This window comes from Mesorhizobium sp. B2-3-10 (assembly GCF_006442275.1).
GTDB lineage: Bacteria > Pseudomonadota > Alphaproteobacteria > Rhizobiales > Rhizobiaceae > Mesorhizobium > Mesorhizobium australicum.
The window spans coordinates 384,357-407,160 of sequence record NZ_VFVT01000001.1; the positions used below are offsets into that span (position 1 = coordinate 384,357).

Below are 22,804 nucleotides of genomic sequence, written 5' to 3' on the forward strand. Positions count from 1 at the left end.
TCTCCCGCTAGCAGCCTAAGAATACGGCAGGGATGAGGTGTTCTCCAAGCGGCGCGCGACGAACAGGCGGGCCGTCAGCAGCCCCCTTTGGAAGCCTGAGATCGTCCTCATCAGGAACGGCCCGGTCACTGGAAAGAGTTCTTCGGCGGTGTTGTCGCGGACCTTGATGGGAAGCGGAATGTAAGTGACTTTTTCGTCATCAGCTCTGCTGATTTCCTGGCGGCGCAACTCAAGGTAAATAAATGGAGCTCTACGAGAGAGATATTCCAAATCGACAATCCCGCTCGCGTAAAGGGAGACGTACTCCTCTCTCGAATCGACAACGATATCATCGTTCAATTTCAGAATTTCGATCGTGTCGCTCAGGAGCCGATCATCAAGAAATCCCTCACCAACGAATACAAACAAGCTTGAAAAATCGAGCCGAAACATCTCTGGCTGCACGTCGAAAGGATCAACAACGGTCTTTGTTCCTTTCCTTGCGTTTAGACGGGAGCAAACGAATCGCAAATTGCTCCACTCATACGCCAGATTCGGGCTAATCTTCCGGGGAATAAAATGGTCGGCCGAATTCGCGCCGGTGTCCAACGAAATCCAATGACAGGTATAGGCACATATTCGTCTGTACGCCTCACTAAGATCGGGAAGTTCCTCAATCCCCCATCTTCAGCGCCTGGATAAACGCCTCCTGCGGGATATCCACCTTGCCGAACTGCCGCATCCGCTTCTTGCCTTCTTTCTGCTTGTCGAGCAGCTTGCGTTTGCGGGACACGTCGCCGCCGTAGCACTTGGCGGTGACGTCCTTGCGGAGCGCCGAGATGGTTTCGCGGGCGATGACCTTGCCGCCGATCGCGGCCTGGATCGGGATCTTGAAGAGGTGGTGCGGGATCAGCTCCTTGAGCTTCTCGACCATCTGGCGGCCGCGCTTTTCGGCCGCCGTGCGGTGCACCAGCATCGACAGCGCGTCGACCGGCTCCTCGTTGACCAGGATCGACATCTTCACCAAATCGCCCTCGCGGTAGTCGGTCAGGTGATAGTCGAACGAGGCGTAGCCTTTGGAGATCGACTTCAGCCGGTCGTAGAAGTCGAAGACGACTTCGTTGAGCGGCAGGTCGTAGGTCAGCATGGCGCGTTTGCCGACATAGGAGAGGTCGGCCTGGATGCCGCGCCGGTCCTGGCAGAGCTTTAGAATTCCGCCGAGGTAGTCGTCGGGCGTCAATATGGTGGCGCGTATCCACGGCTCCTCGATGGCAGAGATCTTCACCACGTCGGGCATGTCGGCCGGGTTGTGCAGTTCCTTCATCGAGCCGTCATTGAGGAGCAGCCGGTAGACGACCGAGGGCGCGGTGGCGATGAGGTCGAGGTTGAACTCGCGCTCCAGCCGCTCCTGGATGATTTCGAGATGCAGCAGGCCCAGGAAGCCGCAGCGGTAGCCGAAGCCGAGCGCGGCGGACGTTTCCATTTCATAAGAGAAGGACGCGTCGTTGAGGCGCAGCTTGCCGACGGCGGCGCGCAAATCCTCGAAATCGGCGGCGTCGACCGGGAACAGGCCGCAGAACACCACCGGCTGCGCCGGCTTGAAGCCGGGCAGCGCATGCGCGGTCTGGCGCTTGTCCTCGGTGATGGTGTCGCCGACGCGCGTGTCGGCCACTTCCTTGATCGAGCCGGTGAAGAAACCGAACTCGCCGGGGCCGAGCTCGTCGACATTGATGCGGGCGGGCGTGAACACACCGGTGCGCTCGACCAGGTACTTGGCGCCGGTGCCCATCATGCGGATGGTCTGGCCCTTCTTCAGCACACCGTCGATGATGCGCACCAGCACGATGACGCCGAGATAGGCGTCGTACCAGCTGTCGACCAGCATGGCTTTGAGCGGCGCCGTGGCATCGCCCTCGCGCGGCGGCGGCAGTTGGTGGACGATGGCTTCCAGCACGTCGGGAATGCCGAGGCCGGTCTTGGCCGAGATCAGGACGGCGTTGGAGGCGTCGATGCCGATCACCTCCTCGACCTGCTCGCGGATGCGCTCGGGCTCGGCGGCCGGCAGGTCGACCTTGTTCAGCACCACGACGATCTCGTGGTTGTTGTCGATGGCCTGGTAGACATTGGCCAGCGTCTGCGCCTCGACGCCTTGCGAAGCGTCGACCACCAGCAGCGAACCCTCGCAGGCGGCGAGCGAGCGCGACACTTCATAGGCGAAGTCGACATGGCCGGGCGTGTCGATGAGGTTGAGGATATAGTCCTCGCCATTGTTGGCGCGGTATTTCAGCCGCACGGTCTGCGCCTTGATGGTGATGCCGCGCTCGCGCTCGATGTCCATCGAGTCCAGCACCTGCTCCTTCATGTCGCGCAGCTCCAGCCCGCCGGTGGACTGGATCAGGCGGTCGGCAAGCGTGGATTTGCCATGGTCGATATGGGCGACGATGGAAAAATTCCGGATGTGGTCGAGGGGCGTGCTCATGCCGCGCGCTTTAGCAGGGGCGGCAAGCGGCGGCAAGGCTTGGCGCCCAAGGGCTGCCTTGCCGCTCACAAAGCGGTGAGATCGGCGAAAAAATCGAAAAACCCGGCCTACGGGCAAAGAATGCATAAACTTTGATCGGTCACATTAGAGCTTGGTTCGCCGGCTCGTGGTAATTGCACGCTCGCTAATGTCTGTCGGGGGTTTGAAATGTTCAGGGTTTTGCGCGGCTTTGCCCGCTCCCGCAGCGGGTCGATGATGCCGCTCTTCCTGGTGAGCCTGATGCCGCTGATCGCGGTGATCGGCTTCTCGGTCGACTATACAAGCGCGGTCCAGACCAAATCCAACCAGCAGCAGGCACTGGATGCCGCGATCCTGACGATCACCACCATGGACACCACGTCGACGCTGGCGCAGCGCCAGACGCTGCTGCAGGATTCCTTCACCGCCAATGGCGGGCAGGGCACCGCGACGCTGACCAGCTTCGTGGCCGGCACCGCCACCACCGCCACCACGGCGCAGGCCACGGCAAGCTTCGCCATGCCGACCGTTTTCATGTCGATTGCCAGGATCAACACCGTACCGATCGCCGTCGCCTCTGCGGTCAGCAAGCCGCCGGCGCTGGTGAATGCCACCTTCAAGGTCACCGGCGTGTCGGGTTACTGGAACAAGACGATGACGCTCTACGGCATGCAATTCGGGGCAACGACGGCCAAGCCGCTGATGACGATCGACTATGTCTATGGCAAGACCGGAGACCCGAAGGGCTATGGCACCACCACCACCAGCGTCCTTACCACCGATTCAACCGGCAAGACCGTCACCACGGTGGCTCAGAAGCAGGTCTGCAGCCTCGGCAGCAAACCGCCCAACGGGGAGACGGTCCAAACCGACAAGTTTGGCACGAAATATTATTGTGTCGACACGATGTACCCCGCCAATGGCACAGGCGCATCCATCGACGTCAGCCAGATGGGTAACCTCTCTCTGCAGATGTATGTGCCATCAGGTAATCCGCAGTATCTTAAGACGAATGATACGGCCACCTCGGACCGGCTCTATAACGGCGTCATGAATCCGCAGACCAACAAGGTTGACTATACTGAGACCGCGAGCGGCCAGATCATCGATATCTTCAGCATCGTGCCTTGCGGCGCGACAAGCTACCAGGCCTGGGAAGACGGCGGTAACTCGGTCCCGGCGCCGGCCGCCAACGCCGACTTCTTCTACAACGTGACCGGCAAATGCGACTACAACAAGCGGCCCTCGGAGACGGCGCTGACACAGTGACGCTGCCGATCTCCCCTCGTGGGGAGATTGGATGTGGCGACCGTGTTGGCCAATCTCTGGGGCCCGCAGGGCAGAGCGCTCTTCAATCACAAACCGGTGAGCGTTGTAACGAAGCCGTCCGTGGCGGCGAAGTGGGGATATGAGCGGCGCATCGTGGCGTCGTCCCACGGAGCAAGCCGATGTCACCATTCCTACCAAGCAGGTTTTTCGCACTGTCCGGCCTCGCCGCGCTGGCGCTCGCCGGATCGCTTGCCGGCGCCGTCGCCCAGCCGCTCACCGTGGTCGAGCTGTTCACCAGCCAGGGCTGCTCGTCCTGCCCGCCGGCCAACGCCAACCTCATCAAGGTCAAGGACCGGCCCGGCGTGCTGGCGCTGTCGTTCAACGTCACCTACTGGGACTACCTCGGCTGGAAGGACACGTTCGGCAGGCAGGAATTCACCCAGCGCCAGGTGTCCTATGAGCCGCCGCTCGGCCATGACGGGCCATTCACGCCGCAAGTGGTGGTCAACGGCCATGCCGACGTCGTCGGCGCCGCACCCGGCGAGATCGAACATCTGATCGCGGCCACGGCCAAAACCGGAGGTCCGTCGCTGTCGCTCGAGGGCGGCAAGGTCGCGATCGGCGCCGGCGCCGCTCCGGGCGGCCACGCCGATGTCTGGCTGGTGCGCTACACCAAGGGTGTCGTCGAGGTGCCGGTGGCGCGCGGCGAAAACACCGGCCGCACCTTGCCGCACGCCAATGTCGTGCATGCGCTGACAAAACTCGGCAATTGGAGCGGCGACGCCAAGACGCTCGATCTGCCGGCGGCCTCGGGCGGCCTCAGCACCGCCGTGCTGGTGCAGTCGCCCGGCGGCGGACCGATCCTGGCCGCCGCCGCCAACTAGATCACGTTCGAGCAGAGATTTTTCAAACAGAGATTTGCGCCGCCGCATGAGCAGCGGCGCAAGAGCCTGGCCGCCCAAAAGGGCGTGCCATCAACCCGTAAACCCAAGGAACCGACCATGACCACTTTCTCCCGCTTGGCGCTGCCGGCTCTCGCCCTCGCTTTGTGCTCCACGGCGCTGTTTGCCGGCGGCATCGCCCGCGCCGACGATGCCACCAATGCGATGAAGCCCGCCGCCAACGCCATGGCGCCGGCCGCGGACGTCATGAAGCCGGCAACCGACGCGATGAAGCCGGCCGACCCGATGGCGACCAACGCCATGAAGCCCGCTACGGACGCCATGAAGCCTGCCACGGATGCGATGAAACCGGCGACCGACGCGATGAAGCCGGCAACGGATGCCACCGCCAATTGAGATTGGTGCGTGGCCTTCTGTCCCTGGCGGGCTCCCTGTCCAGCCGGGGACAGTTGCTGGAGCAGCCCCGGGAAAGACTTGAAGCGGTTTTGCTTCGGGAACGGGGTCGAAACAGAAAGTCCGCAGGCGCACGCGAATGTGAGCCTCCGCCGCAACTCACGCATCGCGCCACCGTAGCTGATCCAATAGACTGATCCCAATGGAAGCCATGAGGAGTGCAACCATGACCACTATCAACAAACGTTCGACAGGCTTTGTCCGGGGCGCGCTCGCCGCCCTCGCCCTTGCCGTCGCGGGCGCCGCCTTCTGGCTGACGCCGGCCATCTCCGCCGAGGATGCCGTGAAGATCCCACCGCCGGCAATCGACGAAAAAGCGGCCACCGGCACAGAGAAGGCGATCTTCGCCGGCGGCTGCTTCTGGGGCGTGCAGGGCGTGTTCCAGCACGTCAAGGGCGTCAGCAAGGCGGTCTCGGGCTATACCGGCGGCGCCAAGGACGACGCCGTCTACGAGACGGTCGGCACCGGCCGCACCGGCCACGCAGAGTCCGTCGAGATCACCTATGATCCGTCCAAGGTCACCTACGGCCAGCTGCTGCAGGTCTATTTCTCGGTCGCCCACAACCCGACCCAGCTCAACTACCAGGGTCCGGATTCGGGCACCCAGTACCGCTCGACGATCTTCGCCGAAAACGACGCCCAGAAGAAAATCGCGCAGAGCTACATCGCGCAGCTCGACAAGGCCAAAGTGTTCGGCGAGCCGATCGTCACCACGCTGGAGACCGGCAAGACCTTCTATCCGGCCGAGACCTACCACCAGGACTTTTTGACGCTGAACCCGACCTATCCCTACATCGTCTACAACGACCTGCCCAAGGTGGCGAATTTGAAGACGCTGTTCCCGGCGCTTTACAGCGAAAAGCCGGTGCTGGTGCTGTCGGCGAGCAACTGAGATTGCGAGGCGCGCCATTCTGGCCTTTCTCCCCGTCATTATACGGGGAGAAAGGCGCTGTCATCGCGCCTCAATCATACGTCAGATCCGTCGCCTTGCCGCCGAACACGCGGTAGGCATAGAACGAATAGAAGATGATGACCGGCAGCACCACCACGGTGCCGGCCAGGATGATCGCCAGGCTTTCGGGCGCCGACGCCGCCTGCCAGATGGTCAGGCGATCGGGCACCACATAGGGATAGAACGACCAGGCCAGGCCGGCAAAGCCGAGCGCGAAGATGGTGGCCAGCGTCAGGAACGGTGTCAGCGAATGGCGATCGTCAGGCCTCGGCAGATGGAAGGTCTGCCGCCACAGCCAGGCAAACAGCAGCGCCGACAGGATCGGCAGCGGCGACAGATAGAGCATCTCGGGCCAGACGAACCATTTGGCGAAGATGCGCGGGCTGGCGAACGGCGTCGCCAGCGACACGGCGGCCATGCCGAGCGCGGTCAGCACCAGCGCGGTGCGCAGCCAGAGCACCGCCTTCTTCTGCAGCGCGCCTTCGGTCTTGTAGATCACCCAGGCGGAGCCCATCGCCGCGTAGGCCGCCGCCAGGCAGAACGCCACCAGCACGCCAAACGCCATGCCGCCTGGCCCGACATCGAGGCCGAGCACGTAGACGCCCAGCATATAGCCTTGCGCCAGCGAGGCGATGAGCGAGCCCAGGAAGAAAATACGGTTCCAGCGATGTTTCTTCCCCGCCGGCACCTTGGCGCGGAAATCGAAGGCGACGCCGCGCAGGATCAAGCCGACCAGCAGCACGAAGACCGGAATGTAGAGAGCCGTCAGGATGACGCCATGCGCCAGCGGAAAGGCGACCAGCAGCAGGCCGACGGCCAGCACCAGCCAGGTTTCGTTGGCATCCCAGAACGGGCCGATCGCGGCGATCATGGTGTCCTGCTCGGTGTCCTCGGCGGCGGCGAACAGAATGCCGATGCCGAGGTCGAAACCGTCGAGGATGACGTAGACCAGGATTGCAAGGCCCATCAGGCCGGCAAAGATCAGGGGGAGCAGGGTTGGCCAGTCGTAGGTCATCTTGCTCTCCTCACGCCCTGATTTCGGTTTGCGAAGCTAGCGCAGCCCCTCATCGCCCTGCCGGGCACTTCTCCCCGTATAGGGACGGGGAGAAGCGGGCTGGCCGCAACGCCGGCGCCATCCATGCAACGTTGGCGATTGGCGAAACCATAGGACTCAGCGCCCCTCTCCCCGTCCCTATACGGGGAGAGGATGCCGGCAGGCAGGTGAGGGGCGGCGCGGGCCTGCAATGAAAACATGCTCACTCCCCCGCGGCCGGCTGCGACAGCGGTGCGTCGAGAACACCCGGCAGCGGCGAGGTGTCGCCGTCCTTGGCCGCCTTCAGCGCCAGGTGCACCAGCACGCCGAGATAGGCGATCAGCAAAAGCACGTAGAGCAGGAGATAAATGGCGAGCGTCAGCGCGACATGGCTGCCGGCCACCGGGCCGACGGCATCGGCGGTCTTCAGCACGCCGGTCACCAGCCATGGCTGGCGGCCGATCTCGGTTGTGTACCAGCCGGCCAGCGTCGCCAGCCAGCCCGACAACGCCATCGGCACCATCAGCATGGCGAGCGGCCTCGGCAGTGTATGCCGGCGCTTGAGGAAGAAGGCCGCCGACCAGGAGACGGCGAGCATCAAAAGACCGGTGCCAACCATGATGCGAAAGCTCCAGAAGAGCGGAAAGACCGGCGGATGGTTGCCGGGATAGTCGTTCAGCCCCGGCACGACACCGTCGGTCGAGTGCCGCAGGATAAGGCTGGCCCCGTCCGGAATCGCGACCTCGAACTTGTTTTCCCTGGCCGCCTCGTCGGGCAGCGCGAACAAAACCAGCGGCACGTTGGGACCGGTGTTCCAGTTGGCCTCCATGGCGGCGATCTTCTGCGGCTGGTGTTCCAGCGTGTTGAGCCCATGCTGGTCGCCGGCCAGGATCTGGATCGGGATCAGGATCGCAGCGGTAAAGACGCCGGTGCGCAGCGCCTTCCACATCGATTCCGAACGGTCGCCGTTGAGGTAGCGCAGCGCCGACAGACCGGCGATCAGGAACGACACCGTAAGCCCCGAGGCGAGCAGCATATGCACCAGCCGGTAGGGCATGGACGGGTTGAAGACGATGGCCCACCAGTCGACGGCGTGCGCGACGCCGTCGCGCATCTCGAAGCCGGCCGGCGTCTGCATCCAGGAATTGAGGGCGATGATCCAGAACGCCGACAGCGTCGTGCCGCCGGCGACCAGCACCGTCGCCAGCGTGTGGATGCGGTTGGAGACGCGGCGGAAGCCGAACAGCATGATGCCGAGAAAGGCCGCCTCGAGGAAGAAAGCGGTGAGGATCTCGTAGGCGAGCAGCGGTCCGGCGATGTTGCCGACATGCTGCATGTAGCCCGGCCAGTTGGTGCCGAACTGGAAGCTCATGGTGACGCCCGAAACCACGCCCATGGCAAACGACAGCGCGAACACCTTCACCCAGGTGAAATAGGCGCGCATCCAGGCGGAATCATCGGTCGCGTTGTAGCGCAGCTTGAAGAACAGCAGCACCCAGCCAAGGGCAATGGTGATTGTCGGAAACAGGATATGAAACGAAATATTCGCGCCGAACTGCATGCGCGACAGTATGAGCGGGTCCATGGCGGGCTCCGGCTGTAAATACTCGCGAAGGATAGGCCCGAAGCGGGGTCAGGTCAAAGCGGCCTCCTGCCGCGAGGCTGAACGCCACAGGACAATTTTACCGGATGGACGCGGCGCATTCCCAGCCAGTTCCGCGCTTCGATGTCCAGAACTGGCAGCAGGGCATTGACTTGCGGTTGCACTGGGCGACAACAGGCCTATATCAAGTCACCTCTTTCAGGCAGCCGTTTTCAACCATGCCCTCCATATTGTCCATTTCCGGGGTCTCCAAGACCTACGCCACCGGCTTCACCGCGCTCAAGGAAGTCAGCCTCGATATCCAGCGCGGCGAGATCTTCGCGCTGCTCGGCCCCAATGGCGCCGGCAAGACGACGCTGATCTCGATCGTCTGCGGCATCGTCAACCGCTCTTCGGGGACCGTGACCGTCGATGGCCATGACATCAACAAGGACTATCGCGCCGCGCGCAGCCTGATCGGGCTGGTGCCGCAGGAACTCACCATCGACGCGTTCGAGAGCGTCTGGGCGACCGTCAATTACAGCCGCGGCCTGTTCGGCAAGCCGGCCAATCCGGCCTTCGTCGAGAAGGTGCTGCGCGACCTGTCGCTGTGGGACAAGAAGGACGCCAAGGCGATCACGCTGTCGGGCGGCATGAAGCGGCGGCTGATGATCGCCAAGGCGCTGTCACACGAGCCACGCATCCTGTTCCTCGACGAGCCGACCGCCGGCGTCGACGTCGAACTGCGCCAGGACATGTGGGCGATGGTCCGGCGGCTGCGCGAGGACGGCGTCACCATCATCCTTACCACGCACTATATCGAGGAAGCCGAGGCCATGGCCGACCGCGTCGGCGTCATCAACCGCGGCGAGATCATCCTGGTCGAGGGCAAGGCCGAACTGATGCGCAAACTCGGCCGCAAGGAGATGAGGCTGGAGCTGCGCGCGCCGCTCGGCAGCGTGCCCGACGGGCTCTCGCGCTACGCGCTCGAACTGTCGCCGGATGGCACGCAACTCACCTACACATACGACAACCAGAGCGACCGGCCGGGCGTCGCCTCGCTGATCAGGGATCTCGAGGCGGCCGGCATCCAGTTCCGCGACCTCGATACCAAGAACAGCTCGCTCGAAGAGATCTTCGTCAATCTCCTGAGGCAAGAGCCATGAACCTGCGTGCGGCCCCTAATTTTCGCGCGGTCTGGGCGATCTACCGGGTCGAGATGGCGCGTGCGTTCCGCACCGTGCTGCAGAGCATCATCTCGCCAGTCATCTCGACGTCGCTCTATTTCGTCGTCTTCGGCTCGGCCATCGGCTCGCGCATAACCGAAATCGACGGCATCGCCTACGGCGCCTTCATCGTGCCGGGACTGATCATGCTGTCGCTGTTGACGCAGTCGATCTCCAACGCCTCTTTCGCCATCTATTTCCCGAAATTCGTCGGCTCGATCTACGAGCTTTTGTCGGCGCCGGTCTCTTACCTGGAGATCGTCATCGCCTATGTCGGCGGCGCCGCGACCAAGTCGATCATCCTCGGCCTGATCATCCTGGCCACGGCCTCGCTGTTCGTGCCGCTGCACATCGAACATCCGTTCTGGATGCTCGCCTTCCTGATCCTGACGGCGGTGACCTTCAGCCTGTTCGGCTTCATCATCGGCATCTGGGCGAAAAGCTTCGAGCAGCTGCAACTGGTGCCACTGCTGATCATCACCCCGCTGACCTTCCTCGGCGGCAGCTTCTATTCGATCCACATGCTGCCCGGCATCTGGAAGACGATCACGCTGTTCAACCCGGTGGTCTACCTGATCAGCGGCTTCCGCTGGAGTTTCTACGGCAAGGCCGATGTCTCGGTCGTCGTCAGCCTCGGCATGACGCTGGTGTTCCTGGCCGTCTGCATCGCGATCGTCGCCTGGATCTTCCGGACCGGCTACCGGCTGAGGAACTGACGCGGCCCTAAAGTCGTGAGAGAGGCCTCAAATGGCCTTGACCAGCCGCAGCAACCCCAGCATCTCGATGTAGGTCCCCTCGCGAAAGGCGATGTAGACCGGTTCCTCGGCGCCGTGGAAGCGGCGCTTGAATGCCGCCTGTCCCTGCAGGTTGAACCTGCGGCGGTTGACCCAGGGCGAGTCGTAGGCGCGCTGGAAGGCGTTGCGCCAGAACTCGCTTTCGGCAAATCCGCTCGGGCCGACATCGAGCAGCGGCGACAGGCCGAGCGTCACCACCGAAATGCCTTCCTCGCGAAAGCGGTCGACGGCGAATTTGGTCAGGCCGATCTCGGCATGCGGCGAGGCATCGATGTGCTTGCGCTTGAAGGCGGTGGTGTAGCCGATCACCTTGCCGTCGGCGAACATCGGATCGAAATCGAGCAAGGCGACGAGGTCGCCATCGGGGCCGTGCAGCACGAAACGGCGCATATCGGTGCCGAGCTGATCGTAAAACGGTCGGTTGAGGAAACCCATCTCCCATCGCTTGACGATACGGTCGCCGCGCCAGTTTTGAGACAGCCGGGAGATCTCGTCGAGGTGGATCGTGCGTTTGTCCTCCTCGAACGAAAAGCCCTTCTTCAGCAGCCAGCGCTCGGAATAACGCACCGTTTCGTTGCGCTTGCCGGAAAAGTCATGGTCGGGCAGAGCGAGGCGCGTGTCGATGCCCAGCCGGTTGATCTTGTAGCCAAGGCCGGCAAGGACCTGGGCGGTCTGTTCGCCGATCTGCACGAACCACGGGCCGCCAGCGCTCTCGACGAAGCGCCTGATGTAATCGGGCCGCCGATCCGGCGCCGCCACCGGATCGCCGAGCGCGAAATGATGCCTCATCTTGGTGCCGAAGGCGATGTAACCGTCGGCATCGCCAAAATAGGAAAGCTTGCTTTGCACGGCGGTGGAATAGGCGAGCGAGAAGTCGCCATGGCGGCGCACCAGCGCCAGCCGTTCGACATGCGTCAGCGCCCGGCGCTCGACCTTGGGCGAGGCTCCCTCAAGGAGGTTGTCGAAATAGATCCGCAAGGAGGGCATGGTCGAGATTCCGCGTGCCGTCCATGGCGCGACGTGTCCGACGACACGCAAGACGCGCCACGGCGTCTTGATTTTTCGCAGGGTAGCCGAAATCGGGTTGCCAGTTTCGAATGCCCGCGTCCGTGACGAGATCCGCCAGCCCCCGGACCTCGAATCAATCACTTTGCCGCGACCTGATTATCGCCGATGCCGCCGATATGCCATATAGGGCTGGATGTATTCGAACGGAAGCGGGTAATGCGCTCGATGTCGTGGTTTTGACGCGGTGCCGCGACCGGCTGTTTCCGATGGGCGGCGGAATGCTCCGGAAGCGAAGCCGCCTCGGCGCGGGACCATCGAAGATCGGCATCGAGTTGCCGTTCGGGTCCTGCGCGCGATCAAACTGTTACAGCGGCCTGCGAGCCTTCAGGGGCCGCCGCGAGCGCGAATGGGGTTCGAGAGTGAATGGCTGATACGACAAGCAGATCGATGGTGGAGCAGGCGGTGACGGTCGAGCCGGCGATCGTCGTTGGCGCCGGCGCCGCCGGGCTGGCCGTCGCGAGGGCCTTGATGAAGGCCGGCGTGGCGACGGCGATCCTGGAGAAGGAAAGCCGGCTGGCCGAGCCCTGGCGCCGGCGCCACGAGCAGCTGCACCTCAACACCCACCGCGATCTCTCGGCACTGCCTGGCCTTGCCTATCCCAAGGGCACCCCTGCCTTTCCGCACCGGGACGTCGTCATCCGCCATATGAACGATTTCCATGAGGCGAACCGTTTGCCGGTGGAGTTTGGCGTTTCCGTCGAGTCCATCACGTTCAGGGGCGATCACTGGGTCGTGCGAACCAGCGCCGGCTCGCGCCTGGCGCGCCATGTCGTTGTGGCCACCGGCCGCGACCGGGAACCCTTCACGCCGCAGTGGACGGGCATGCAGGCGTTCGCGGGCCGGATCATCCACTCGGCGGATTTTGGCGATGCCCAGGCCTATGCGGGCAAGAAGGTGCTGGTTGTGGGCGCCGGCAATTCGGGCTTCGACGCACTCAATCATCTGGCCGGTGTCGATACCGCCGCTGTCTGGCTGTCGGCCCGCAACGGCCCCGCCCTTTTGCCCAAGCGGGTCGGCAAGATCGCCGTGCACCGCCTCTCGCCGCTCATGGCGCGCCTGCCGCTGCGCGTCGCCGATGCGGTGATGGCGGTGACGCAGCGCCTGGTATTCGGCGATCTCACCAAATTCGGCGTGCCGCCCGCGCCCGCGGGCGGCGCCAGCCGCCTGACCTCGGACTATACCGCGATCGCCGCCGACGATGGCGCCGTCGATGCCATCAAATCGGGCAGGATCGTGGTGGTGCCCGGGGTACGGGAGTTCACCCGCGACGGCGTCATCCTGGCCGATGGCAGCCTGATCGCTCCCGACATCGTCATTGCGGCGACGGGCTACCGCACTGGGCTGGAGCGGATGGTCGGCAATCTCGGCGTGCTCGACGAGAAGGGCGTTCCGCTCTTCAACGGCGGCCAGGCCGATCCGAAACTGCCCGGCCTGTGGTTCACCGGCATGCGGCCGAGCATCCGCGGCTGCTTTGCCAATGCCGGCATATTGGCCAAGGCGATAGCTGCGCGGATCGCCGGCTCATCCCGCCCCTCCGGCGCCTCACGCTGAGCGACCGCATAGGACAACATTTGCCGTCGGCGTCACGCCGATTTCGGCTCCAGCCGCCGGAAACCGACAGCCTCGGTCAGCATCTCCTCGTCGACCATGCCGGCATTGTAGAGGGCCAGTAAGGTGAGCGCCAATTCACGCGCCTCGACGGATTCGGGATGCGCTTGCCGTCGGCGGCAGGCCTCGTCGAAGACACGTTGCAAGGTGGCCACTTCGTCAGGTTTGAGCAGGCCACGGTCGTAGATCGACTTGGGCATGGCGATGATCTCCTGATCACGATCTAGGGCGCCAAATGTAAATTGCCAATCTTTCCCGAGGCTTGAATATGATATCGCACAAAAGAGAGGCCCCGGATCGCCGGAGCCCCTCTCATTTTTGCCCGACCTCAGACGGCGATCTTGCCGCCACCCTGTTTGGTGATGGCGACCACCGCCGGCCGCACCGGCATGTCGGGCCTGAAATCGGGCCAGCGGGTCGACAGGTCCTCGTAATAGGAGGGCCGGCCGAACGCTTCCCAATCCTCGCCGCCGTCACCCGGATGCTGGACGGCGACAAAGGCGGTCTGGTCGTCCGGCGCAAACAGCGGGCCGCACATTTCGGCGCCGATCGGCACGCGGAAGAACAGCTTCGAGGTCGCCCGCGCCGATCCTTCCGTGTCCACCGCCCACAGGCCGTCGGTGCGGCCGGTGGCCTTCGGGCCCTGGCCATCGGTGGCGACCCACAGGCGCCCGGCCGAATCGACCGCGCAATTGTCGGGCATGCCGAACCAGCCATGGGCCGTCGTCGCGGTGGAGAAGGTGGCGCCGACGGCGGCCACCGATGGGTCGCCGCATTTCAGCAGCACTTCCCACTTGCCCTTGGTGGCGGCGAAATCGCCCTCGTCCTCGACGATTTCGATGATGTGGCCGAAGGCGTTTTCGGCACGCGGGTTGGCGGCGTCGACCTGATCGGCCTTGCGCTTGGAATTGTTGGTCAGCATGACATAGACCTTGCCGTTGCTGGCATTGGGCTGGATGTCTTCGGGCCGGTCCATCTTGGTGGCGCCAAGGAGGTCGGCGGCGCGACGTGTCTCGATCAGCACGTCGGCCTGGCCGGCAAAACCGTTTTCCGCCGTCAGCGGCCCCTGGCCGAACACGATCGGCATCCATTCGACCGAGCCGTTCTCCGCGAATTTGGCGACATGCAGCGTGCCGTCGTCGAGCAGATCCTTGTTGGCCGCGCGGTCGCCGGCGTTGAACATGCTCTTGGTGACGAACTTGTAGACATAGTCGAAGCGCTCGTCGTCGCCGAGATAGAAGACGACGCGGCCATCCTTGGCGACGATCGATTCGGCGCCCTCATGCTTGAAGCGGCCCATGGCGGTGCGCTTGCGCGGCACCGAGGCCGGGTCGTTGACATCGACCTCGACGATCCAGCCGAAGCGGTTGGGCTCGTTCGGCTCCTTGGCCAGGTTGAAACGGTCATAATGCGCGCCCCATTCATAGGCGCCTTCCGGAATGCCGAGGCGCTTGTAGTTGGCGGCCTCCCTGTGGCCCTCCGGCAGCTCGCCGGAGAAATAGCCATGGATGTTCTCCTCGGACATCACATAGGTGCCCCAGGGCGTGACCCCGCCGGCGCAATTGTTGATGGTGCCGAACACCTTGACGCCGGACGGGTCGGCATTGGTCTTGACGCGGTCATGGCCGGCAACCGGGCCCGACAGCGCCATTTCGGTGTTTGCGGTGATGCGGCGGTTGAGCTTGCCGTCGCGAACCACCCGCCATTTGCCGCCACCCTTGCGGATCTCGACGATGGTGCCGCCATGGGCGGCCATCTCGACATCGACCTGCTCTTTCGAGAGCGGCGCCACCTCGGCCGACTTCTTGCCGTCCTTCTCGACAATCTTGACGATGCCTGGGAACATCAGATGCGGGTTGGTGTATTCGTGGTTGACCACCAGCAAGCCATGTTCGGCCGAGCCATCGAGCGGGATGTAACCGACATAGTCGTTGTTGTAGCCGAACTGCCTGGCTTGGGCTTGCGCCGACTGCTTCGTCGGGTCGAATTCCGGCGAATCGGCAAACAGCGGATCGCCCCAGCGCAGCAAAACGTCGGCGTCGTAACCCGGCGCGACGTGGTGCTTGTCGTCGATACCGGCCTCCAGCTCGTCGAATTTGAACGCCGAGCCTTCCGCGGCGCGGGCATCGTCGGCGGCGATCATGGCCAGCGGGCTGACGGTGGCGGCGATCGCCGAAACGGCAAGCGAACCCTTGAGGAAGCCACGGCGCGAGAACCGCGCGGCGATGATCTCGCCCATGGTTCGGTTCTCGCTGGGATTGTTGGCCGGGCCTTCGTTTTCCTCGAGCAGGCTGGTGCGGAATCGGGCGTCGGGGGAGCGATGTTCGGTCATGGGAACCTCTGGTGGGTTTTGGCTGGAGCTTGTTGCCTGTTCGACCGCCTTACGTCAGGCCGATCACATTTTCGTGACATGGTATCTCCGCTGCCGCTCGCTCACGAGGCCGATTTTTCACGCCTCGACTGGGACTTTGGTCCAACCTTGCGCCTGCAAAGGTCCTGGTGGACAAACGCAACGGTCGGAGGGCGCTTCCGGTCACCACGTCTTTCGGCGATGTTGTTGCACTGCAACGTTGGGGTGGGCGCGCCGGCTCAATCGACGGAGGTCAGTATGCGTGGATCGATCACGGCCCGTTGTTGCCGTCTGGCTCTCAGATCGGCGGCCGTCCTGGCGCTGACCATCGCTCCCTATGGAATCGTCTTCCATGGCTTCGTGCCTGGAATCGATGCCGCGACCGCACATGCCGACAAGGGTGGGAACGGCGGTGGCGGTGGCAACGGCGGTGGGAATGGCGGTGGCGGCAACAGCGGCAACGGAGGAAACAGCGGCAACGGCAATAGCGGTAACAGCGGCGGCGGGAATAGCGGAAAGGGCAAGGGCCAGGGCAACCAGAGCACAAGCCATGTCAACGCCACGACCGGCGACACGGTCGACGTGGACGGCAGCAACATTACAGTTCAGCACCCTGACGGCTTGACGGAAACGATCGAGAACGGCCGTTTCAGCATGAAGGATAAGCTCGGCCGCACGATCGTCGATCGCCGCGCCACACCGGCCGACGCCAGCCGTCTCAAGGCTCTTTGAATTTCGGCCCTATGAATTTCGGCCTTGTGAAGCTGGTCAACAGGCAACGACCGGCCTCACACGTCACCTCCGCCGCCCCCCGGCGGAGGTGACCTCGTTTCGCGGCGTTCCGCGATGGCTACGAACGGTCGCGGTCGCGAAACTCGCGCATGATGAGGGCCGCTTCAGTACGGTTTCGCACGCTGAGTTTCGACAGCACCCCCGTCATGTGATGCTTGACGGTCTTCTCCTGCAGCTCCAGGCGCAAGGCGACTTCCTTGTTGCTCAGTCCCTCCGCCACCAGCCGCAGTATTTCGGTCTGCCGGCCGGTGAGTTGCCGCAGCCGGTCCGCCACGCCGTTGGCGGGCTGCAAGGACTGCACGTCGGAAAGCAGCCGGGCCGACAGCATCGGCGAAAGATAGCTTTCGCCGGCCGCCACGTTGCGCAGGATATCGGCAAGCGCGCGCGATCCGACGCCTTTGAGGACATAGCCGAGCACCCCGGCGTTCAAGGCCTTGGTCACATCGGCATTCGCCTCAGAAACGGTCAGCATGACGATCTTCTGGGCGGGATGGTCGGCAAGGATGCTGGCAACCGCGGCCAGGCCGCCGCCCGGCATGGAAATGTCGATGAGCAATATGTCGGGCTGCATGGTCGAGGCGATGCGCTCCGCGTCCTGCGCGGTCGCGCCTTCGCCGACCATCTCGAAGCCGCCGATCTCCGACAGGCTGCGCGTCACGCCTTCGCGGAACAGCGGATGATCGTCGACGATGGCAATGCGGATGGCGCCGATCATGCTTGCTCCTCGACCGAAAGACGGATCACCAGCTTCGTGCCTTTCGGCCCTGACAGGGTTTCAAATTGGCCGCCAATGCTTTCAACCCGCTCCCTGAGGCCGGCAAGGCCCAGCCCCTCGGCCCGCGCCGGATCGAAGCCCGGTCCGCCATCCGATACTTCAACGAAAAGCCTACCATTTTTCATGCCTGCACGCACCGCCTGATCCTTGCCCCGCCCGTGGCGGTAGGCATTGTTCAGCCCCTCCTGCACGAAGCGATAGATGCTGATCTTCTCAGAAGCGCCGGGCTCCGGCAAATGTTTCGGCATCGTAAGCGTCACCGATGTGCCCGTCCGGCGCTCATGTTCCTCGACGGCCAGCCGCAACACGTCCGCCGCCGCCGCCGTTTCTATCTGCGGCAGGACCAGGCCGGTGCAGATGCCGCGTATCTCGCGCATCGCATCCTCCAGCGTCTTGCGGATCATGGCGACCTCGGTCGAGCGGCCTTCGCTGCCATGCCCGTCGCCGGTAAACACCGGACTGTCCATGCGCAGCGCGGCCAGCGCCACGAGCTGGGCAGGGCCGTCATGCAGGTCGGCGCCGATCCGGCGCAGATATCTTTCGTTGAGCGCGGTGGCGCGGCGGGACGCCCGCTGCACACGATGCCGCAAGGCGTTGTTCTGGGTCACCAGGCCCTGCAGCTCCGACACCTGGCGGCGCAGCGCCCCGCGCTGATCGTCGATAATGCGGCTGCCGCGCAGGACGATGCCCGACAGTAGCAGAAATGCTGTCAAGGTGGTGCCGGCCACGACCAGCCAGCTCGACAGCAGGGCGGAAGCCAGGGTAGCCTTGAAATCGCTCGCGACCTCGTAGAATTCGGTGACGGCGACCACTTCGCCGGACCAGGGCTCGCGCACTGGATTGTAGATCTCGAGCAACGGCACACCCGCGGCCCGCTCCTTGTCTTCGTTCTCGTCGAACGTATCGAACTGGGCAACGACGCTGCCCTGGAAGGCAGAACGCAGATTGTCGTTCAGGTCGAAGCGGCGACCCGTCAAAGCCGAGTCCTTCGCATAGAGGATCGTGCCGTCGCGGCGCCAGAGCCTGAAGGATGCCAGGCGTTTGCCGAGCGCGCCCTGGCCGAGCGTCTCGTCGAGCGCCTGCTTGACGGATGCGCTGAGCTCCTCGCTCTTGCGCAGGTCGGGCAGCAGCGGCGCAATCACGCTGTCGACATAGAGCGCCGTCGTGGCGGCCGAATTGCGAGTGACGCCGTCCCGGATCTGCGTCGTCACCCAGGTCCCGACCACCACCATGACGACCAGTAGCCCAAAACCGCCGGCAACGACGAATTGCAGGGCAAGGGAAAGCTCGCTCCAGCGCCGCGCCAAGTTCTGAAAAATACGAACCATGAACCCCTGGCCGCCCTTCTATCGACAGGCTGGGCGATTCCGGCACATTGAGCTTCAGTCTCGCCGTTGCCAAGACCCTCGTTTGAACGACGTCGCTTGACGTTCCGGCACGCATCGGAAACAAGGTCGGCGATATCAGGCGAAAGCCGCTTCGAGGGGAACGGGACGTTGAGTTTTTCGGGACTTCTGCAGCTCGGCTTTTCGACGGTGATCTTCCTGCTGGCGGCGACCGCCGCCAAGCAATGGGGGCTGGCGCCCAGCCTGGGCAAGATCCTGCTGACGCTGGCGCTCTATTCGCTGGGCAATCTGATCATGCTGCGGCTGATCCGCGAGTTCGGCATGTCGGTGTCGTTCAGCCTCTCGGCGGTGATCCAGCTGGTTTCGGTCAATGTCGTTGCGTTGGTGTTCTTCGGCGAGCGCGTCAACGCGTTGCAGGCGGTCGGCATCGCGCTGGCAATCGCGGCCGTGGCGCTGATCACGTTGGGGCCCTATCTGCAAGGGCGGATGTAACGGTGCCGATGAAGAACGCCGCGAAAGCTCTGCTCAACCGGGTCGAATTCCCGGTGCTGCTGGCCGGCCTGGTCATCGCCGGTGGGCTGTGGGCGTTCGAGGAATTGATGGAGGTGGCACGGGCCACCACGCCGCACGCCTTCGATACCGAAATCCTGCTTGCATTCCGCCAGGCCGGTCAACCGGCGATCCCGATCGGTCCGCCATGGCTGGAAGGCGCGATGCGCGACATCACCAGCCTCGGCAGCTCCAGTGTTCTGGTGCTGATCACGGCGGCGACGATCATCTATCTGCTGTTGATCCGCCGCCCGGCGACGGCGCTTCTCATGTTCGTTGCCGTGGCTGGCGGCCAGGTGCTGTCGAGCCTGCTGAAAGCCGGCGTCGACCGGCCGCGCCCGGAACTGGTTTCGCATCTTGTCAACGAGACGTCGCTTTCCTTCCCGAGCGGCCATGCCATGCTGTCGGCGGTGACCTACCTCACGCTCGGTTCGCTGGCGGCGCGCTTCCTGCCGGGCCGGACAACCAAGGTCTACGTGCTGTTCCTGGCGGTGCTGACGACAGTGCTGGTCGGCGTCAGCCGCATCTATCTCGGCGTCCACTGGCCCTCGGATGTGCTGGCGGGCTGGTGTGCCGGCTTCGCCTGGGCGATGCTATGCTGGTTGGTGGCGAGGCTTCTGCAACGGCGCAAGGCGGTGAGCGAGGAGCCTGACTGAGTCAGATCAACCTGTTGATGAGGTGCCCTCCGCAGCCCGTCAGTACCAGAACCGTCGACAGCAAGCCTGCCGATATCACCAAGGTCTTGAAAACGTTCACCCGCGTACCCCCTGCCTCTGATGCATGCCACCCTACCTGAAATCCCTGGCAGGTATCGAAGAAAATGGGCATCAGGTGGCAGTGGTTACGTCCTAAACTGGTATAATGATGCTTGAAACATGATAATGATGGTATTATACGTTATGGTAGCAGGCTCAGACGGGGATTCCGGCCGATGATCACTGCCGCGCAGATGCGCGCCGCAAGGGCGCTGGCCGGCATCGACCAGAGGACGCTCGCCGAGCGCGCCGGCGTCTCGCTTCCCACCATCCAGCGCATGGAGGCGAGCGGCGGCGTGGTCAGGGGCGTGGTCGATACGCTGATGAAGGTCATCCAGGCTCTCGACGAAGCAGGGGTGGAACTGATCGGCGAGAACCAGGCTAGCGAGCGCGGCGGCAGGGGCGTGCGCCTCAAGCCCGCCATGCCGCCGGAACCCAAGGCCGAGCCGGAATAAGTCGCGACGGCGACCGCCGACAGTCCTGCCGACGATCCCGCCGCTTTTGCAGGGGCAGTCCATGGATCAAGCGCGTCAGGCAGTGCATCAGGCGGTGAAGCCGACATTCTCCGAGCTGTTCACGCCGAAGCTGGTGACGGTCTGGCGGGAGGGCTACCGGCTGCCGCATTTCAAGGCGGATGTCATCGCCGGGCTGACTGTCGCCATCGTCGCGCTGCCGCTGTCGATGGCGATCGCGATCGCTTCGGGCGTGACGCCGGAGCGTGGCCTCTACACTTCCATCGTCGGCGGCTTCATCATCTCGGCCTTGGGCGGCAGCCGCTTCCAGATCGGCGGCCCGGCCGGCGCCTTCATCGTGCTGGTGGCGGCGACGGTGGCGCGCGTCGGCCTCGACGGCCTGCTGCTGGCGACGATGATGGCCGGTGTGTTCCTCATTGCCATCGGCTATCTCCGGCTCGGCACCTACATCAAGTTCATTCCCTATCCGGTCACCGTCGGCTTCACCGCCGGCATTGCCGTCATCATCTTCTCCGGCCAGATCGTCGAACTGTTCGGGCTGACCTTGCCGGGAAGGGAGCCCGGACCGTTCGTGCCCAAGCTGATCGCGCTTGGCGAAGCAGCCGGCACGATCAACCTCGCGGCGACCGTCGTGGCGGCGCTGACCATCGCGACCATCGTCTTGCTGAAGCGCTGGCGGCCGAAATGGCCGGCCATGTTGATCGCCATCGGGCTCGCCTCGCTGGTCGTGGCGCTGTTGGCGTTGCCGGCCGAGACGATCGGCACGCGCTATGGCGGCATTCCGCGCAGCCTGCAATGGCCTGGCATGCCACCCGTCAGCTTCGGCAGGATGCTCGACGTCTTGCCGGACGCCATCGCCTTCGCGCTGCTCGGCGCCATCGAATCGCTGCTGTCGGCCGTCGTCGCAGACGGCATGACGGGCCGGCGGCACCGCTCGAATTGCGAGTTGGTGGCGCAGGGCTTCGCCAATGTCGCGTCCGCTTTGTTCGGCGGCATCTGCGCCACCGGCACCATAGCCCGCACCGCCACCAATGTGCGGGCCGGCGCACACGGTCCGGTCTCGGGCATGGTCCATTCGGGAATCCTGCTGGTGCTGATGCTGGTGGCGGCGCCGCTTGCCAGCTACATCCCGCTCGCGGCCCTTGCCGGCGTCCTGGCGGTGGTCTGCTGGAACATGGTCGAGAAACAAGCCTTCGCCACGCTGCTCAGGGCATCGCGCGGCGATGCGCTGGTGCTGATGGCGACCTTCCTCATAGTCGTCTTCCGCGACCTGACCGAGGGCATCGTCGTCGGCTTCGCGCTCGGCTCGATCCTGTTCATCGACCGCATGGCCAAGTCCGTCGCGGTCGAGGCGGACCTGGCGCAGGACGATATCGCCGACAGCGTCGGCGTCGCCCGCGCCTATGATTCCGCGGAGGCAAGCGACGCCGACACCGTCGTCTACCGCATCTCGGGCGCCTTCTTCTTCGGTGCCGCGTCCACTGTCGGCAGCGTGCTCGACCGCATCGCCGACCAACGCCGCAACTTCGTGCTCGACTGTTCCGCCGTGCCGCTTTTCGATTCGACGGCGGCCAATGTCATCGAAAGTGCGGCCCACAAGGCGGGGCGCGCCGGCGTGCGCTTCATCATTTCGGGCGCCTCGCCGCAGATCCGGCGCATGCTGATCAACCACGGCGTCAAGCCGCCGCTGGTGACCTATGCCGCGTCGATCCGCGAGGCGCGGGGCCAATTGGCGGGGAAACACGAGGCGGAGCAGCCGTCTCTCAGCGATTGAGCGATGCCGGGCCGCTGACGAACGGACTTTCCCTGACGTAGAACCGCAGCAGCCGGTCGGCGTCCTTCGAAATGCCGATCCTGATCCCCTGTCCGATCGCGCCGGGCTCACATTCATCGTGGGCGAGCCACAGCGGGCCTTCCCGGCACAGGTCGATCCCGTCGAGCGAACGATCGATCCGCAACGCCGCAGCCAGCCTTCCGGGACCGCGCGCCAGGTCGCGCAGGCGCTCGACACCTCGGTTCAGCCGCATGATCGCGACGCCTTCCAGCGGTTCCAGCGCCCGGATCAGCACGCCGGTTCCGACCCCTTTCGTCTCGCTCGAGACATTCAGCATGAAGGAGGTGCCATAGGCGAGGTAGACATAGGCGTGCCCGGCTTCGAGAAACAGCGACCGGTTGCGCCGCGTCATCCCTCGAAAGCCGTGCCCGGCCGCATCACCGACGACATAGGCTTCCGTCTCGACGATGCGGCCGCTGATCCTGCCTTCGGGCAAGTCGCGCACCACCAGCTTGCCTAGGAGAAACCGGGCGAGCGCGGCCGTATCGTCCGGCAGCTCCTCTCGCGCGAGCGGACGATGCTTGTCGCTGTGGCTCACGGGATCCATCGGGCCGCTCTGATCTCCCG

22 protein-coding genes are annotated in these 22,804 nt (G+C 64.1%); 12 read left to right on the forward strand and 10 right to left on the reverse strand.

Going from position 1 to position 22,804, the window contains the following annotated elements; genetic code table 11:
- Positions 1-15: 15 nt before the first annotated feature.
- Both FJ943_RS01945 and lepA read right to left on the reverse strand, forming a co-directional pair.
- Positions 16-588, reverse strand: coding sequence for a hypothetical protein (locus FJ943_RS01945; protein ID WP_140719503.1), 573 nt, complete (start codon positions 586-588; stop codon positions 16-18).
- A 64-nt stretch (positions 589-652) separates the two neighbouring features.
- Positions 653-2,458 carry a translation elongation factor 4 gene (gene lepA / locus FJ943_RS01950; protein ID WP_015314742.1) on the reverse strand — a complete coding sequence of 602 codons (1,806 nt, stop codon included), beginning with the start codon at positions 2,456-2,458 and terminating at the stop codon, positions 653-655.
- A gap of 207 nt (positions 2,459-2,665) precedes the next feature.
- On the opposite strand from lepA, the gene FJ943_RS01955 reads away from it, so the two are divergent.
- The 4 genes from FJ943_RS01955 to msrA all read left to right on the forward strand — a co-directional run bounded on the left by FJ943_RS01955 (position 2,666) and on the right by msrA (position 5,992).
- Complete coding sequence (locus tag FJ943_RS01955) at positions 2,666-3,745, forward strand: pilus assembly protein TadG-related protein (protein WP_140719505.1); 1,080 nt, start codon at positions 2,666-2,668, stop codon at positions 3,743-3,745.
- A 179-nt stretch (positions 3,746-3,924) separates the two neighbouring features.
- On the forward strand, positions 3,925-4,629 hold the full coding sequence (locus FJ943_RS01960; protein ID WP_140719507.1) for a DUF1223 domain-containing protein: 705 nt from the start codon (positions 3,925-3,927) through the stop codon (positions 4,627-4,629).
- 117 nt (positions 4,630-4,746) lie between these two features.
- Positions 4,747-5,043 carry a hypothetical protein gene (locus FJ943_RS01965; protein WP_140719509.1) on the forward strand — a complete coding sequence of 99 codons (297 nt, stop codon included), beginning with the start codon at positions 4,747-4,749 and terminating at the stop codon, positions 5,041-5,043.
- Positions 5,044-5,266: 223 nt separating this feature from the next.
- Positions 5,267-5,992 carry a peptide-methionine (S)-S-oxide reductase MsrA gene (msrA, locus tag FJ943_RS01970; protein WP_015314746.1) on the forward strand — a complete coding sequence of 242 codons (726 nt, stop codon included), beginning with the start codon at positions 5,267-5,269 and terminating at the stop codon, positions 5,990-5,992.
- A 70-nt stretch (positions 5,993-6,062) separates the two neighbouring features.
- Here msrA and FJ943_RS01975 read toward each other — a convergent pair whose 3' ends face one another.
- Both FJ943_RS01975 and FJ943_RS01985 read right to left on the reverse strand, forming a co-directional pair.
- A complete protein-coding gene (locus tag FJ943_RS01975; protein WP_140719511.1) occupies positions 6,063-7,067 on the reverse strand; it encodes a cytochrome d ubiquinol oxidase subunit II in 1,005 nt (334 codons plus the stop codon).
- Between the two features lie 241 nt (positions 7,068-7,308).
- Entirely contained in the window at positions 7,309-8,670 is a 1,362-nt protein-coding gene (locus FJ943_RS01985) for a cytochrome ubiquinol oxidase subunit I (RefSeq protein WP_140719515.1), read from the reverse strand.
- A gap of 236 nt (positions 8,671-8,906) precedes the next feature.
- On the opposite strand from FJ943_RS01985, the gene FJ943_RS01990 reads away from it, so the two are divergent.
- Positions 8,907-9,833, forward strand: coding sequence for an ABC transporter ATP-binding protein (locus FJ943_RS01990; protein WP_041163616.1), 927 nt, complete (start codon positions 8,907-8,909; stop codon positions 9,831-9,833).
- Positions 9,830-10,609 (forward strand): ABC transporter permease, encoded by a 780-nt coding sequence (locus tag FJ943_RS01995; RefSeq protein WP_015314751.1) that lies wholly within the window; start codon positions 9,830-9,832, stop codon positions 10,607-10,609. The genes FJ943_RS01990 and FJ943_RS01995 overlap by 4 nt, the downstream gene beginning before the upstream one ends.
- A gap of 27 nt (positions 10,610-10,636) precedes the next feature.
- Here FJ943_RS01995 and FJ943_RS02000 read toward each other — a convergent pair whose 3' ends face one another.
- The gene (locus FJ943_RS02000) at positions 10,637-11,674 is read right to left on the reverse strand and encodes a phosphatidylglycerol lysyltransferase domain-containing protein (RefSeq protein ID WP_015314752.1); all 1,038 of its coding nucleotides are present in this window, start codon (positions 11,672-11,674) and stop codon (positions 10,637-10,639) included.
- 444 nt (positions 11,675-12,118) lie between these two features.
- Between FJ943_RS02000 and FJ943_RS02005 the strand changes: the two genes are divergently transcribed.
- Positions 12,119-13,306 (forward strand): NAD(P)/FAD-dependent oxidoreductase, encoded by a 1,188-nt coding sequence (locus tag FJ943_RS02005; RefSeq protein ID WP_140660329.1) that lies wholly within the window; start codon positions 12,119-12,121, stop codon positions 13,304-13,306.
- A 32-nt stretch (positions 13,307-13,338) separates the two neighbouring features.
- Here FJ943_RS02005 and FJ943_RS02010 read toward each other — a convergent pair whose 3' ends face one another.
- Both FJ943_RS02010 and FJ943_RS02015 read right to left on the reverse strand, forming a co-directional pair.
- Positions 13,339-13,563, reverse strand: a complete 225-nt coding sequence (locus FJ943_RS02010) for a hypothetical protein (protein WP_015314754.1) — start codon at positions 13,561-13,563, stop codon at positions 13,339-13,341.
- 128 nt (positions 13,564-13,691) lie between these two features.
- Positions 13,692-15,695, reverse strand: a complete 2,004-nt coding sequence (locus tag FJ943_RS02015) for a PhoX family phosphatase (RefSeq protein WP_140719516.1) — start codon at positions 15,693-15,695, stop codon at positions 13,692-13,694.
- A 276-nt stretch (positions 15,696-15,971) separates the two neighbouring features.
- Here FJ943_RS02015 and FJ943_RS02020 point away from each other — a divergent pair, with 276 nt between their 5' ends.
- Positions 15,972-16,445, forward strand: coding sequence for a hypothetical protein (locus tag FJ943_RS02020; protein WP_140720348.1), 474 nt, complete (start codon positions 15,972-15,974; stop codon positions 16,443-16,445).
- A 118-nt stretch (positions 16,446-16,563) separates the two neighbouring features.
- On the opposite strand, the gene FJ943_RS02025 is transcribed toward FJ943_RS02020, so the two are convergent.
- Both FJ943_RS02025 and FJ943_RS02030 read right to left on the reverse strand, forming a co-directional pair.
- Positions 16,564-17,220 (reverse strand): response regulator transcription factor, encoded by a 657-nt coding sequence (locus FJ943_RS02025; protein ID WP_140719518.1) that lies wholly within the window; start codon positions 17,218-17,220, stop codon positions 16,564-16,566.
- Positions 17,217-18,608: a sensor histidine kinase gene (locus FJ943_RS02030; RefSeq protein ID WP_140719520.1), complete on the reverse strand. Its 1,392-nt coding sequence runs from the start codon at positions 18,606-18,608 to the stop codon at positions 17,217-17,219. The genes FJ943_RS02025 and FJ943_RS02030 overlap by 4 nt, the downstream gene beginning before the upstream one ends.
- A gap of 168 nt (positions 18,609-18,776) precedes the next feature.
- Between FJ943_RS02030 and FJ943_RS02035 the strand changes: the two genes are divergently transcribed.
- From FJ943_RS02035 to FJ943_RS02050, 4 genes are all read left to right on the forward strand, one after another.
- On the forward strand, positions 18,777-19,118 hold the full coding sequence (locus FJ943_RS02035; protein ID WP_140719522.1) for a hypothetical protein: 342 nt from the start codon (positions 18,777-18,779) through the stop codon (positions 19,116-19,118).
- An 8-nt stretch (positions 19,119-19,126) separates the two neighbouring features.
- Positions 19,127-19,831, forward strand: coding sequence for a phosphatase PAP2 family protein (locus FJ943_RS02040; protein WP_015314760.1), 705 nt, complete (start codon positions 19,127-19,129; stop codon positions 19,829-19,831).
- Positions 19,832-20,106: 275 nt separating this feature from the next.
- Entirely contained in the window at positions 20,107-20,385 is a 279-nt protein-coding gene (locus FJ943_RS02045; RefSeq protein WP_023771988.1) for a helix-turn-helix transcriptional regulator, read from the forward strand.
- A gap of 61 nt (positions 20,386-20,446) precedes the next feature.
- A complete protein-coding gene (locus tag FJ943_RS02050) occupies positions 20,447-22,177 on the forward strand; it encodes a SulP family inorganic anion transporter (protein WP_140719524.1) in 1,731 nt (576 codons plus the stop codon).
- Here FJ943_RS02050 and FJ943_RS02055 read toward each other — a convergent pair.
- On the reverse strand, positions 22,167-22,784 hold the full coding sequence (locus FJ943_RS02055) for a DNA-3-methyladenine glycosylase (protein WP_140719526.1): 618 nt from the start codon (positions 22,782-22,784) through the stop codon (positions 22,167-22,169). The two genes, FJ943_RS02050 and FJ943_RS02055, sit on opposite strands and share 11 nt — an antisense overlap.
- Positions 22,785-22,804: the final 20 nt, after the last annotated feature.